The organism is Pseudoxanthomonas spadix BD-a59 (assembly GCF_000233915.3).
In the GTDB taxonomy this organism is placed as follows: domain Bacteria; phylum Pseudomonadota; class Gammaproteobacteria; order Xanthomonadales; family Xanthomonadaceae; genus Pseudoxanthomonas_A; species Pseudoxanthomonas_A spadix.
The window spans coordinates 2,714,189-2,727,501 of sequence record NC_016147.2 but is presented as its reverse complement, the minus strand read 5'-3'; the positions used below and the strand labels follow the sequence as shown (position 1 = coordinate 2,727,501).

Below are 13,313 nucleotides of genomic sequence, written 5' to 3'. Positions count from 1 at the left end.
GGCGTTCGCGGCTGGGCAGGCCACGCCACCGTGGCGTTGCCGCGTTGCCGCAATCACGCCACTGGCATAGGCTTCGACAATGAACCCCGGGCGTTCCCGCAAGGCCATCCGCACCCCGCCGCCACAGGACGAGGTGCCAGAGTACGTGCGCCGTTTCGAGGCCGCTGCCAGCTACCTGCCTGCCGACCAGCGGCCTTTGCTGCGCCGGGCCTGGGAAGTCGGCGCGGCCGCGCACGCAGGCCAGACCCGCAAGTCGGGCGAGCCCTACATCACCCATCCGGTGGCCGTGGCCCAGGTGCTGGCCGAGCTGGGCATGGACGTGGAGACGCTGATCGCCGCGGTCCTGCATGACACCATGGAAGACACCCCGCTGACCCGCGAGGAGATCGCCGGCGCATTCGGCGAGGCGGTGGCCGAGCTGGTCGATGGCGTCACCAAGCTGGACAAGCTCAAGTTCCGCGACCGCAAGGAAGCGGCGGCCGAATCGTTCCGCAAGATGCTGCTGGCCATGTCGCGCGACCTGCGCGTGATCATGATCAAGCTGGCCGACCGCCTGCACAACATGCGCACCCTGGGTGCGCAGAGTCCGGAGGCGCGCGCGCGCATCGCCCGCGAGACGCTGGACATCTACGCGCCCATTGCCCAGCGCCTCGGGATGAGCCTGGTTAAGTCCGAACTGCAGGACCTGAGCTTCGCCGCGATGTATCCGTGGCGCCATGCGGTCATCCGCAAGCACATCCAGAGCCAGCCGGTGATGCGCCGCGAGGCGCTGGCCCAGATCGAGACCGAGCTGTCCCAGCGCCTGAACCGCGAGGGCATCCCCCACCGCCTGGTCGGCCGGGTCAAGACCGCCTGGAGCATCTACACCAAGATGCGCAGCGAGGGGAAAAGCTTCGACCAGGTGATGGACATGTTCGGCTTTCGGGTGGTGGTGGCTTCGGTGCCGGAGGCATATCACGCCCTGGGCGCCGTGCACGCGCAGTACAAGCCGCTGGACGGGCGCTTCCGCGATTTCATCGCCATCCCCAAGGCCAACGGCTACCAGTCGCTGCACACGGTGTTGTTTGGTCCCTATGGCTCGCCGATCGAGGTGCAGATCCGCACCGAGGAGATGGACCTGGTGGCCGAACGCGGCATCGCCGCACACTGGACCTACAAGTTCGGCACGCAGATGCCCAGCAGCGCGCAGAGCAAGGCCCACGCGTGGATTTCCGAACTGATCGAAAACCAGCGATCGGCCGGCTCGTCGCTGGAATTCCTGGACAACGTCAAGATCGACCTGTTCCCCGACGAGGTCTACCTGTTCACGCCCAAGGGCAAGATCCTCTCGCTGCCGCGCAATTCCACCGCGCTGGATTTTGCCTACGCGGTGCATACCGACGTGGGCAACCAGGCCGTGGCCTCACGCGTGGACAAGAAATTGGTGCCGCTGCGCACCAAGCTCAGCAGTGGCCAGAGCGTGGAGATCATCACCGCCAAGTCGGCCGCACCCAAGCCGCAGTGGCTGGAATTTGTGGTCACCAGCAAGGCGCGCACCGCCATCCGCCACCAGCTCAAACAGCTCGGCCACGAAGATGCGGTGCAGCTGGGCCATCGCATGCTCGACCGCGCGCTGGAAGAGCTCGACAGCTCGCTGGACGGCATGCCGGCACAGCGCATGGAGGCGTTCCTGAGCGAACACAAATACCCGCGCCTTGAGGCCCTGCTGGAAGACGTGGCGCTGGGCAACTGGATGCCGGCCCAGGCCGCGCAGGCGATGATGGCCTTCGCCGAGCTGCGCGGCGGCGGTCATTCCAAACACTCGCAGGAAAAGATCCTGATCACCGGCGGCGAGCGCGGCGTGATCAGCTTCGCCAACTGCTGCCAGCCGATTCCGGGCGATGAGATCATGGGCTTCCACACCGCCGGCAAGGGCATCGTGGTGCACCGGCTGGACTGTCCCAACGTGGTCGAGTTCCGCAAGTCGCCCGATCGCTGGGTGCCGATCGACTGGGATTCCAGCGTCAGCGGCGACTACGACGCCAGCCTGCTGATCGAAGTGGAAAACCGCCCCGGCGCGCTGGCCCAGGTGGCCGCGGCCGTTGCGCAGGCCCAGTCCAATATCGAGCGGGTGGAATACCTGGAGCGCGACATCAACGCGGCGGTGATGCGCTTCAACATCCAGGTGCGCGACCGCAGCCATCTGGCCGCGGTGATGCGTCGCCTGCGCCGCCTGCCGGCGGTGCTGGGGGTACGACGGGCGTAGGGCGGGTCTTGACCCGCCATTGCCATGGTCTTCGGCACGGCCATGCCTGGCGGGACAGGAACATAGGCAGGTCCAAGCCCGCCGCGCCGGTCCAGCCGGCGTCGCAATGGCGGGTCAAGACCCGCCCTACAATGCACGGCCATTTCCCTTACCCGGAGCCTCAATGTCCCGCCAGATCATCCACACCACCCAGGCACCAGCCGCGATCGGCCCGTATTCGCAGGCCGTGCGCGCCGGCAACACCGTGTATTTTTCCGGCCAGATCCCGCTGGACCCGGCCACCGGCAATCTGGTCGAAGGCGACATCAGTGCGCAGGCGCGCCGCTCGTTCGACAACCTCAAGGCGGTGGCCGAAGCCGCCGGTGGTTCGCTGGGCGAGATCGTGCGTCTGGGCCTGTACCTGACCGACCTGGGCCAGTTCGCCGCGGTCAACGCGGTGATGCAGGAATACTTCATCGCCCCGTTCCCGGCCCGTTCCACCATCGAGGTCTCCGGCCTGCCCAAGGGCGCGCTGTTCGAGGTCGATGCGGTGATGGTGCTGGGCTGAGCCTGGGCCACGGCCGACGTGCGCGGTGTCTCTCATCAGGCACCCGCATGCAGTGAAGCCCGGGCTCAGTCGCGTCGGCACTCCGCGCGCGAACCGGGCGCGGGCATCTGGCCATATTCATCCTGGGCCAGTTCGCAGCGGGCCTGTCGAATTGCTTCGATGTGGTCTTCATAGCGCACCAGGAACCGGCACCACGCCGAATCCAGCTGGGCCGCATCGGCAACGGTGAGTTGGCCCAGCGCATCGAGCATCCGCCTGCGGAAGTCATCCACGATGACCAGGAGCCTGGCCGGCATGGGTTCGCGCGCGTTGGCGTGGCCGAGCCGATTGGCGCTGCTGCGCAGTGCCGCCTGCATGGTGGAAGCCCGTTGCGCGGCGCAGGCCGCGTGCCGAATCAGATCCGTGCGTCCAGTACCGATCATGGTCCTCTCCTGGGATTGGGCAATGCCATGGTCAGGATCCCCGGCCGACAGTGTCGGGGCGCGCGCGCCGGCCGGCCTTGATCAGGATCAATGAAATCGACGTCGGTCCTTGCCTGCCGATCCCGCGGGCCGGCGGAGCGATCGAGCCGCGAGCGAGGCCGTGCGCGGTGTTTTCCGACAACCACATGCGCTGGATTGAGTGGCAAAGCCGCGGCACGGCCGGCATCCTAGTACCGTAGCCCGGAGATAACGGAACATGGTGAAAGTGATGGATTCAAGTCCAGGGCAAGGCGCAAGCTGCCGCCAAGGCTGGCCGCCTTGGCAAGGCTTGCAACGCCGCCCTGGGCTTGAAGCCGCGCTTTCACGTTTCGATATCTTCGGGTTGCGGTACTAGTGGCATGCCCGCGCTCGTCCGCAGCCTGCAATCCACCTTCGGTCAGCCCATCACCAGCCTGTCCGGGGTGGGCCCGAAGATTGCCGAAAAACTCGCCGCGCGCGGCCTTTCGACCCTGCAGGACCTGTGGCTGCAGTTGCCGCTGCGCTACCGGGACCGCACCTGGCTCACGCCCATCGCCCAGCTGCGGCCCGGCGTGGCGGCGCAGGTGGAAGGCACGATCGAGGCGGTCGAGCGTGGCTTCCGCTATCGGCCGGTGTTGCGCGTGGCCATCGGCGATGACGCGCGCGGCACGCTGGTGCTGCGCTTCTTCCATTTCCGCCCCGCGCAGGTCGGGCAGTTCACGCCGGGCGCGCGGATCCGCGTCTACGGCACGCCGCGGCCAGGGCAGCAGGGCCTGGAGATCGTCCATCCGGACTACAAGCTGATCGGCGCCGCTGGCCAGGCGCCGCTGGCCGACACGCTGGAGCCGGTCTATCCGGCGATCGAAGGCGTGCCTGCGGCGATCCTGCGCAAGCTGATTGCCCAGGCGCTGGATCGGCTGCCCGACCAGGCCACGCTGGAGCTGCTGCCCGAGCACCTGCTGCGCGCGCTGCAGCTGCCGACCCTGCGCGAGGCGCTGCTCACCATGCATCGGCCCGCGCGCGATGCCGATGTCGCCGCGCTCGCGGCCGGCACCCATCCGGCGCAGCGGCGTCTGGCGCTGGAGGAACTGCTGGCCCATCACCTGAGCCTGCGTCGCCAGCGCATCGCCCTGCAGCAGCACGGCGCCCATGCCCTGGCCGGGCCGGGCAGGCTGGTGGCGCAACTGCTGCAGGCGCTGCCATTCCAGCTCACCGGCGCCCAGCAGAAGGTCTTCGCCCAGATCCGCGCCGACCTGGCCCGGCCGCGGCCGATGCTGCGGCTGGTGCAGGGCGATGTGGGCAGTGGCAAGACCGTGGTCGCCGCGCTGGCCGCGATGCTGGCGGTGGAAGCCGGCAAGCAGGTGGCACTTGCCGCACCCACCGAGCTGCTGGCCGAGCAGCACCTGGTCACCCTGCGCGGCTGGCTGGAACCGCTGGGCGTGCGCGTGGCCTGGCTGGCCGGCAAGGTCACCGGCAAGGCCCGGGCCAGGGTGCTGGAGGAAGTGGCCTGCGGTCATGCCCAGGTGGTGGTCGGCACCCATGCGCTGATGCAGGAATCGGTCGCCTTTCACGACCTGGCCCTGGTGATCGTCGACGAGCAGCACCGCTTCGGCGTGCACCAGCGCCTGGCGCTGCGCGACAAGGGTCGGGCGGAGCCGCAGGCACCGTCCGGGCGAGCCATGGATGGCGAGCGGCCATGCACCACGGAAGGTTTGGCACGCGATGCGTCGACTTCAGCACCGGGTGCCATGGAGGGCGAGCGGCCATGCACCACGGAGGGTTTGGCAGGCAATGCGTCGACTTCAGCACCGAGTGCCATGGATGGCGAGCGGCAATGCACCACGGAAGGTTTGGCACGCGATGCGTCGACTTCAGCACCGAGCGCCATGGAAGGCGAGCGGCCATGCCCCACAGAAGGTTTGGCAGGCGGTGCGTCGACTTCAGCACCGGGTGCCATGGAGGGCGAGCGACAAAGCGCCGGGGACGGTGATCAAGCATCCGTTCGGCGTCTGTTTCCGCACCAGCTGGTGATGACCGCCACCCCGATTCCGCGCACCCTGGCGATGGCCGCCTACGCCGACCTGGATGTCTCGGCGATCGACGAACTGCCACCGGGCCGCACGCCGGTACAGACCATCGCGCTCAGCGCCGAGCGCCGGCCCGAGCTGATCGAGCGCATCCGCGCCGCCTGCGCCGAAGGCCGCCAGGTCTACTGGGTCTGCACCCTGATCGAAGAAGCCGAGGACGACCCCAAGGCCGCACCCGCTACGCGCGGTGGTCCTGCGATGCGGATCGAAGCCCAGGCCGCGCAGACCACCTTCGAGCAGCTCACCCAGGCGCTGCCGCAGGCGCGCGTGGCGCTGGTGCACGGGCGCATGAAGCCGGCCGAGAAGCAGGCCGTGATGCGCGCCTTCAAGGACGGTCGGGCCGATCTGCTGGTGGCCACCACCGTCATCGAGGTCGGCGTGGACGTGCCCAACGCCTCGCTGATGGTGGTGGAAAACGCCGAGCGTCTGGGCCTGGCCCAGCTGCACCAGCTGCGCGGCCGGGTCGGGCGCGGTGCGGCGGCTTCCTCGTGCGTGCTGCTCTACCAGGGGCCGCTGTCTGCGCTGGCCCGTCAGCGCCTGGACACCATGCGCCAGACCAACGACGGCTTCGTCATCGCCGAAAAGGACCTGGAACTGCGCGGCCCCGGCGAGCTGCTCGGCACCCGCCAGACCGGCCTGGCAGCGTTCCGTGTCGCCGACCTGGCACGGGATGCGGACCTGTTGCCGCAGGTGCACGCGCTGGCCGACACGCTGCTGGCTTCATCACCTGCCCTGGCCGAGCGCATCAGCGAGCGCTGGACCGGCGGCGCCGCGCGTTATGCCAGCGCCTGAGCCGGGGCCGACCCGCCCATGCCTCACTGGCCGCGGCCAAGCGCCAGTTGCCGCCCTGGCGGCGCATGCCCGCGGCGTTGGACAGTGGTGGCGCGTGACCGGCGATAATGGGCAATGACCGAAAAGATTCCGCTGTTGATCGATACCGACCCAGGCGTGGATGACGCGCTCGCCCTGCTGATGGCCTTCAACGACACCGCGCACGAAGTGGTGGGCCTGACCGTGGCCGCCGGCAACGTCGGCCTGGGCCGCACCGTGCGCAATGCCTTGAAGCTGTGCGAAGTTGCCGGCCGCAGCGACGTGCCGGTCTACGCCGGCTGTCCCGGCCCGCTGCTGCATCCCTCCCCGGATGCGGCCGACGTGCACGGGCGCGACGGTTTTGGCGATGTCGGCTACGCGCCGGCCGCCCATGGCACCCAGGCCGAGCATGCGGCGCTGGCGATCCTGCGCCTCTCGCACGTGCACGCCGGCAGGCTGCTGCTGGTGACCCTGGGTCCGCTGACCAATCTGGCGCTTGCGCTGAAGCTGGACCCGACCCTGCCCCATCGCGTGGCACGGCTGGTGGTGATGGGCGGGGCGGTGTCGGCGCACGGCAACCTGACCCCGGCGGCCGAGTTCAACGTGGCCTTCGATCCGGAGGCGGCGCACCTGGTCTTCGATGCCTTTCCCACATTCGACGTGGTCGATTGGGAGGCGACCCTGGCCCACGGCCTGCCCCATGCCAGCGTCGAGCAGTGGCTGGCTGCGCCCTCACCGCGGGCGGCCTTCTACGAGCAGATCTCGCGCCAGACCCGGCTGTGGTCGGCCGACCGCCGCGGCGACCACTGGCACAGCGCCGATGCATTGGCCATGGCGCTGGCCCTGCACCCGGAAGGCGCGAGCTCGCTGGCCGAGCGCCCGCTGGCGGTGGAACTGGCCGGCATCTTGACCCGCGGCGCCACCGTCACCGACTGGAATCGCCAGACCGGACGTCCGGACAACGCGCGGCTGCTGCTGGCCTACGATCGCAGGCGCTTCGAGGCGCTGGTCCAGGCGGCCCTGGCCGCGACCTGAGCGTTGGCTTTGGCTTGCACGGGCTCGGCCAGGCCGCTAGAATGCCCGGCTCGAATTTTCCATCTTCCTGGTGCCGCATGAAAGCCGACATCCATCCGCAGTACCGTGACGTCGTCTTCCACGATGTCACTTCCGACTTCAAGATCCTGACCCGCTCGACCCTTGCCAGCAAGGACACCATCAAGTGGGAAGACGGCAACGAATACCCGCTGGTCAAGGTTGAAGTGTCCTCCGCCTCGCACCCGTTCTACACCGGCAAGCACAAGGTCATGGACACTGGCGGGCGCATCGACAAGTTCCAGAAGCGCTACGCGCGCTGAGCGAACGGTTCATTCCCGCAGTCCGGACCACGGCTGCGTCCCCTTGGGGCGCGGCCGTTTTCGTTTGCCCATCGTGGCCGGAACGTCATCGGGGGGCTTGCTGCCGGTCTTTCAAGACAGGCATCGCTGCGGGGCCGTATGCGATAATTCTCGGACTCCGTAGCGGCTGTTGCTGCGGATCCTGTCCTGTGCCACGGCCGACAGGCTTTGGCGCTTCCCCACGAAGGAGTGCACTGTGTCCGAACTTGACCAGGTCACGCTGACCGCCGGCGAAAAAGCGGTGGCCCTGCCTGTACTGAAACCCACCCTTGGCAACGACTGTGTCGATATTTCCAAGCTGACCAAGGAAACGGGGCTGTTTACCTACGACCCCGGTTTTGGCGCGACCGCCAGCTGCAAATCGGCCATCACCTATATCGACGGCGACCAGGGTGTGCTGCTGTATCGCGGCTATCCCATCGACCAGCTGGCCGCCAGGTCGAGCTTCACCGAGGTGTCCTACCTGCTCATGCACGGCGAGCTGCCCAGCGCAGCGGAGCTGGGCAAGTTCGAAGACGAAGTGACCCATCACACGATGATGCACGAGTCGCTCAAGAGCTTCCTGCAGGGCTTCCGCCACGATGCGCATCCGATGGCCATGCTGGCCGCCTCGGTCGCCTCGCTCTCGGCGTTCTACCACGACACGCTCGACCTGAACGATCCCGAGCAGCGCCGCCTGGCCGCGATCCGCCTGATCGCCAAGATGCCGACCCTGGCCGCCGCCGCGCACCGCTATACCGCCGGTCAGCCGATCCGCTATCCGCGCAACAGCCTGGGCTACGTCGAGCGCTTCCTGCACATGATGTTCGAGGTGCCGAGCGAGGAGCTGGAGCTGAGCCCGGTGGTGGCCAAGGCCATGGACCTGTTGTTCATCCTGCACGCCGATCACGAGCAGAACGCCTCGACCTCGACCGTGCGCCTGGTCGGGTCCACCGGCGCCAACCCGTACGCCTCGGTCGCCGCCGGGATCACCGCGCTGTGGGGCCCGGCCCATGGCGGCGCCAACGAGGCCGTGCTCAAGCAGCTGGCCGAGATCGGCGATGCCAGGCACGTGGCCAAGGCGGTCGAGCGCGCCAAGGACAAGAACGACCCGTTCCGCCTGATGGGTTTCGGCCATCGGGTGTACAAGAACTTCGACCCGCGCGCCAAGATCATCCGCGAGATGACCCACAAGGTGCTGGGCGAGCTGGGCGTCAACGATCCGCTGCTGGAAGTGGCGATGAAGCTGGAAGAAGCCGCGCTGCAGGACGATTACTTCGTCCAGCGCAAGCTCTACCCGAACGTGGATTTCTACAGCGGCATCATCTACAAGGCGCTGAAGATCCCGACCGAGATGTTCACGGTGATGTTTGCCATCGGCCGCACCCCGGGCTGGGTGGCGCACTGGCTGGAACAGCAGACCGATCCGGAAGCGCGCATCGGCCGTCCGCGCCAGATCTACACCGGCTCGCCGAGCCGCGACTACACCAGGGGCTGATCGCAGCCTGGCTGGGTGGGAGCAACTTTCTGCTCGACGCGTTCGGGGGCTCCCTCTCTCCCGCTTGCGGGGGAGAGGGCTGGGGTGAGGGGGGCTTTTGCTTGAAGCCCAGCAAACCGCAGCCGGCTCCGGAACGTTGATGTGTCGTCGTCGGCATCGCCGTCACCCCTATCCCCCTCACCCCGACCCTCTGCTTCGCACCCCGGCCCGCGCCAGCGGCGCGGGCGCTCCAAGGCTTGCGCGCCAGTGGCGCGCAAGCCGTGCCTTCTCGCCCCGCGAGCGGGGGAGAGGGGGCAAATCCCAGCGATGCGGCCGTGGGCCGCTCCTGCGGGGCTGGTCGAAGCTTGCGATGAAAGAAGTGAAGGGGCTCGACCGCTCCACGAGGTTGCTCCTGACAGGCGGTCAGTCCGCCTTGGTGCCGCTGGTGCTCCTGTCTGCCGGATGCACGCTGACCGAGACGGTCATGCCGGCGGCCAGGACCATGTCCTGGGGGATGCTGGCCGGGTCAATCCGGACCCGCACCGGTACCCGCTGGGCCAGGCGGATCCAGTTGAAGGTCGGGCTGACCGAGGCCAGCAGGTCATCGCTGCTGGTGGGGTTGTCGGCATCGGTGATGCCACGGGCGATGCCTTCCACCACCCCGTGCAGCGCGCGGCCACCGCTCATCAGGCGCACCTCGGCCGCGTCGCCGGTGTGGATCCGCGGCAGCTTGGTTTCCTCGAAGTAGCCGTAGACCCACAGGCTGTCGCTGCGCACCAACGCCAGGCGCGCGCTGCCGGCGCTGGCGTAGTCACCCACGCGCAGGTTCAAGTTGGTGATATAGCCCGGTGCGCTGGCGCGCACGGTGGCGCGCTCCAGGTTGAGCTTGGCCAGCTCCAGTGCGGCCTGGGCCTGTTCGACTGCCGCCAGGGCCTGGGCCTGCGAAGCGGTGGCGGCATCGCGGTTGGCGCGGGCACGCTCGACCGCGGCCTGGGCTGCACGCGCGGTGGCCACGGCATCGGCGCGGGCCTCGGCGGAGATCACCGAGGCCGCGCGCTCGCGGCGTTCGGCCTGGGCCCGGTATTTCTCGTAGTCGGCCTGACTGGCAGCGGTGCCGGCACTGGCGGCGAAGATGCTGGCGCCAGCGGCGCGTGCGGCGGCCTGCGCCGCACCGAGGTCGGCCTCGGCACGGGCCAGGGCCAGCTGGAACCGGCGCGGGTCTATGCGGAACAGCACCTGGCCGGCCTTCACCAGCTGGTTGTCATGCACCTGGACCTCCGCCACCAGGCCGGAGACATCCGGTGCCACGTGCACGATTTCGGCGCGCACGCGGCCATCACGGGTCCAGGGCGAATACATGTAGTGCTTCCACAGCGCATAGCCGATCAGGGCGGCGGCGGCCACCACGACCGTGGTCAGTGCAATGCGGATCAGGGACTGGGGGTTCATGGTCATCGTTCAGTTGAGCAGGGTCAGGCCAAGCAGCCCGAACACGCAGACATACAGGGCCAGGCGGAAAAGGGGGGGATGCCAGGCGTGGCGGTACAGGCCGATGTGGCCGGCGATGCCGTCCAGGATCCAGAACAGGACGAACACCGCGATGGCCAGGATCAGCAGGCCCGGCGCGTAGACGCCGCCGATGGAAATTTCAGGAGGCAGCATGCGATGGCTCCGCGGGGAGATGAATGTCGCCGCCGGCAGCGACGGCCAGGACCGAGTCGGCATCGCGCAGTGCGCTGCGCAGCAGGTGCAGGTGCTGGCGCACGGCGCGCAGCGCCGCCGGCACCGCGCCCTGGACGAGCGTGTCGGCCAGGGCCGCGTCCAGGTGCGACAGCGCTGCTTCGTGGTCGGCGGGATCCAGGTGCTCGTAGAGGCGGGCGATCGCCGAAACCGCCGCGTCGATGTGCGCCTCGATCGCGCGCGGCACTGCGGCGTCGATGCTGTCGTGGCGCAGTTCGATCAGGGTCCGGCCGATTTCGTGCACGGCCAGCGCCCAGGCCAGCAGGGTGCGTGATTCGGCGCTGCCCGGCGGGGTGTGGTTGACCACCTGCAGGAACAGGTCGCGGCTGACACTCTCAAAGCGCGGTGCCAGGCCGTCCAGCGGCGCGCGCGCGGCCAGGGCCACCTGGTGGCGCAGTTCGGTGAGCAGGCGACGGCGCTGGCCCAGCGTGCCGATCACCGAGGGGATCAGCTGGAAGGCCACCAGCGCCAGCACCGCGCCGACCAGGAACGCCACGCCGTTGTTGAGAAAGGCAGCCACGTCGAAATTGGGCTCCAGCCCCACCCCCAGCGGGACCAGCGTGCCCAGGCACATTCCCAGGCTGAGGCCGAACAGCGGCGGACGCGTGGACAGGTACACCGACAGCATCAGGAACGGCGCAGTGCCCAGCACCAGCATCGGATAGCTGTCGATGCGCGGCATCACCAGGGTCAGGCACAGGAAGGCGAAGACCAGGCCGATCGAAAAGCCCTTGGCGATCTGTGCAGCGGTCACGTGGGGGTTTGGCACCGCCGCCAGGATCGCGGTCAAGGCGATGACGTTGGCCATCGCGTTGGCGCCGCTGGCCCAGCCGCTCTGGATCCACGCCAGGCCCAGGATCAGCGACACCAGGAAGCTGCGCAGCACGGTCACGCCCACCGAAAAGTAGTCGGTGGCATAGCTGAAGCGCACCTTCTCGCTGGCCCGCGCCAACGGGCCACTCAGTCCCGGGCGCCGCAATGCGGCGGCGGTATGGGTCATGTCGCGCAGTTCGCTGGTAAAACGCAGCAGCAGCGAGGCGCCGGTCTCGAAGTCGTCCAGACGCACCGCCGGCAGCGTCGCGCGCAGCGCCGCCGCCCGTGCCGGCTGGGCGGCGAGCACCGCGTCCAGGCGTACGGTCACATCGTCGTGGTCGCCGGCCTGGCGCGCGGCCAGGGCATCACCCAGTGGCCGGTACAGCTGCATCAGTGCGCCGGCCACGGCATCATCCGGATCGCCGCGCAGCAGGCGGTTGATCAGGTGGTGCAGTGACTGGAAGCGGGTCGAGGCGGCCATGAAGCGCTGGTTGAGCAGACGCATGCGCCGGCTGCGCACCCGTGCCTCCGGGTCTTCGAACACCACCGACGCGCGCAGGTCCTCCAGCGCCATCGACCCACGCACGAAGCGCAGGTGCGCCTGCTCCATCTTCTCGCGCGGCAGCGCACCGCGCGTGCCGTCACGGACGAAATCCAGGAAGCCTGCGATCAGGCCTTCGGTGGTCGTGCGCAGGCTGTTGCGCAGGCGCGCCGGGAACACCACGTCGAACACCGCCGCACTGACCAACAGACCCAGCAGCACCTCGGTCAGGCGCGAGACGGCAAGGTCGAACACCTCGGTGGGTTGGTTGACCGCGGGCAGGGCGATGATGGCCACCGTGTAGCCGGACAGCACGAAGCCATACGAGAGGAAATTGCGGAACATCAGCGCCCCGCCGGCGCACAGGCCCACCCAGATCGATGTGGCCAGCAGCAGCAACACCGGCTGCTGCGGGAACAGCGCGGTAATGACCACCGCCGCGATGCTGCCCACGATGGTGCCAAGGATGCGATAGAACGCCTTGGCCAGGACCATGCCGCTTTGCCGGTTCATCACCACGATCACCGTGATCATCGCGGTGGACGGCGAGGAGAAGCCCATGCGCATGGCGATCATCCCGGCCAGGTAGATCGACAGCAGCACCTTGAACACGAACATCCACGCCGCGCCTTCGCCGCGCAGGGCCTGGCGCACCTGGTCAGGCCAGGACACGCGCGCGGCCGCGGCGGCCTGCGGGCTGGTGGCATTCACAGCGGCTCCTCCATGCCACGCAGCAGCTTGAGCATCAGGGCCTGTAGCTGGGCCTGTTCACTGGGGTCCAGGTGCCGGGTGTAGTGGCGCAGCTGGCGGCTGACCTGGGGCAGGAACGCGGCGATCAGCGAATGGCCGGCCGGGGTGAGCCGCAGCAGCGACATCCGCCGGTCGTGCGCGCTGGCCGCGCGCGCGAGCAGGCCCTTGTCGACGAGCTGGTTGGTCAGGCGGGTGACGTTGGCGAATTTTTCGCCGGCGGCCTCGGCGATCAGTGACGGACTCAGCGCGCCGTCCGGGCTGGCATCGATCATCATCAGCACGTTGTATTCGGGGTAGCCCAGCCCGTGTGCGCGCAGCAGCTCGTTGCCATGGTCCACGGCGAGCCGGTGCAGGAGTTTGACCAACCGCACCAGCGTGGCCGCCGGCCTGGGAAAGTTGCGGTGCTTGCGGCAGGTGGCCTGCAGGCGCAATTGGGTCGCATCGAAGCGGCTGGCGGCAGGGGCGGGTCGATTCACCGGCCGATATTACA

At 68.5% G+C, this 13,313-nt stretch carries 11 protein-coding genes; 6 read left to right on the top strand and 5 right to left on the bottom strand.

What is annotated here, in order from left to right:
* The first annotated feature begins 79 nt into the window (after positions 1–79).
* Together DSC_RS12365 and DSC_RS12360 are read left to right on the top strand one after the other, a co-directional pair.
* On the top strand, positions 80–2,245 hold the full coding sequence (locus DSC_RS12365; protein WP_014161507.1) for a RelA/SpoT family protein: 2,166 nt from the start codon (positions 80–82) through the stop codon (positions 2,243–2,245).
* 163 nt (positions 2,246–2,408) lie between these two features.
* Complete coding sequence (locus DSC_RS12360) at positions 2,409–2,792, top strand: RidA family protein (protein WP_014161506.1); 384 nt, start codon at positions 2,409–2,411, stop codon at positions 2,790–2,792.
* Positions 2,793–2,857: 65 nt separating this feature from the next.
* On the opposite strand, the gene DSC_RS12355 is transcribed toward DSC_RS12360, so the two are convergent.
* Positions 2,858–3,214 carry a hypothetical protein gene (locus DSC_RS12355; RefSeq protein ID WP_014161505.1) on the bottom strand — a complete coding sequence of 119 codons (357 nt, stop codon included), beginning with the start codon at positions 3,212–3,214 and terminating at the stop codon, positions 2,858–2,860.
* A 398-nt stretch (positions 3,215–3,612) separates the two neighbouring features.
* Between DSC_RS12355 and DSC_RS17280 the strand changes: the two genes are divergently transcribed.
* The 4 genes from DSC_RS17280 (at position 3,613) to DSC_RS12335 (ending at position 9,000) form a co-directional block, all read left to right on the top strand.
* A complete protein-coding gene (locus DSC_RS17280) occupies positions 3,613–6,111 on the top strand; it encodes an ATP-dependent DNA helicase RecG (protein WP_014161504.1) in 2,499 nt (832 codons plus the stop codon).
* A gap of 114 nt (positions 6,112–6,225) precedes the next feature.
* Complete coding sequence (locus DSC_RS12345) at positions 6,226–7,164, top strand: nucleoside hydrolase (protein ID WP_014161503.1); 939 nt, start codon at positions 6,226–6,228, stop codon at positions 7,162–7,164.
* Between the two features lie 77 nt (positions 7,165–7,241).
* Complete coding sequence (locus DSC_RS12340) at positions 7,242–7,484, top strand: type B 50S ribosomal protein L31 (protein ID WP_014161502.1); 243 nt, start codon at positions 7,242–7,244, stop codon at positions 7,482–7,484.
* Positions 7,485–7,719: 235 nt separating this feature from the next.
* Positions 7,720–9,000, top strand: a complete 1,281-nt coding sequence (locus DSC_RS12335; RefSeq protein ID WP_014161501.1) for a citrate synthase — start codon at positions 7,720–7,722, stop codon at positions 8,998–9,000.
* 402 nt (positions 9,001–9,402) lie between these two features.
* On the opposite strand, the gene DSC_RS12330 is transcribed toward DSC_RS12335, so the two are convergent.
* The 4 genes from DSC_RS12330 to DSC_RS12315 are packed head-to-tail and all read right to left on the bottom strand — an operon-like array spanning position 9,403 to position 13,299.
* Complete coding sequence (locus DSC_RS12330) at positions 9,403–10,428, bottom strand: HlyD family secretion protein (protein WP_014161500.1); 1,026 nt, start codon at positions 10,426–10,428, stop codon at positions 9,403–9,405.
* 9 nt (positions 10,429–10,437) lie between these two features.
* On the bottom strand, positions 10,438–10,641 hold the full coding sequence (locus DSC_RS12325) for a DUF1656 domain-containing protein (protein ID WP_014161499.1): 204 nt from the start codon (positions 10,639–10,641) through the stop codon (positions 10,438–10,440).
* Positions 10,628–12,784, bottom strand: coding sequence for an FUSC family protein (locus tag DSC_RS12320; protein WP_014161498.1), 2,157 nt, complete (start codon positions 12,782–12,784; stop codon positions 10,628–10,630). Before DSC_RS12320 ends, DSC_RS12325 begins: the two co-directional genes overlap by 14 nt.
* On the bottom strand, positions 12,781–13,299 hold the full coding sequence (locus DSC_RS12315; RefSeq protein WP_043290635.1) for a MarR family winged helix-turn-helix transcriptional regulator: 519 nt from the start codon (positions 13,297–13,299) through the stop codon (positions 12,781–12,783). The genes DSC_RS12320 and DSC_RS12315 overlap by 4 nt, the downstream gene beginning before the upstream one ends.
* Positions 13,300–13,313 lie beyond the last annotated feature (14 nt).

Coding starts and splice junctions, on each gene's coding strand:
- DSC_RS12325 (WP_014161499.1), bottom strand. CDS start 10,641: ATGCTGCCTCCTGAAATTTCCATCGGCGGCGTCTACGCGCCGGGCCTG.
- DSC_RS12340 (WP_014161502.1), top strand. CDS start 7,242: ATGAAAGCCGACATCCATCCGCAGTACCGTGACGTCGTCTTCCACGAT.
- DSC_RS17280 (WP_014161504.1), top strand. CDS start 3,613: ATGCCCGCGCTCGTCCGCAGCCTGCAATCCACCTTCGGTCAGCCCATC.
- DSC_RS12345 (WP_014161503.1), top strand. CDS start 6,226: ATGACCGAAAAGATTCCGCTGTTGATCGATACCGACCCAGGCGTGGAT.
- DSC_RS12360 (WP_014161506.1), top strand. CDS start 2,409: ATGTCCCGCCAGATCATCCACACCACCCAGGCACCAGCCGCGATCGGC.
- DSC_RS12330 (WP_014161500.1), bottom strand. CDS start 10,428: ATGAACCCCCAGTCCCTGATCCGCATTGCACTGACCACGGTCGTGGTG.
- DSC_RS12355 (WP_014161505.1), bottom strand. CDS start 3,214: ATGATCGGTACTGGACGCACGGATCTGATTCGGCACGCGGCCTGCGCC.
- DSC_RS12365 (WP_014161507.1), top strand. CDS start 80: ATGAACCCCGGGCGTTCCCGCAAGGCCATCCGCACCCCGCCGCCACAG.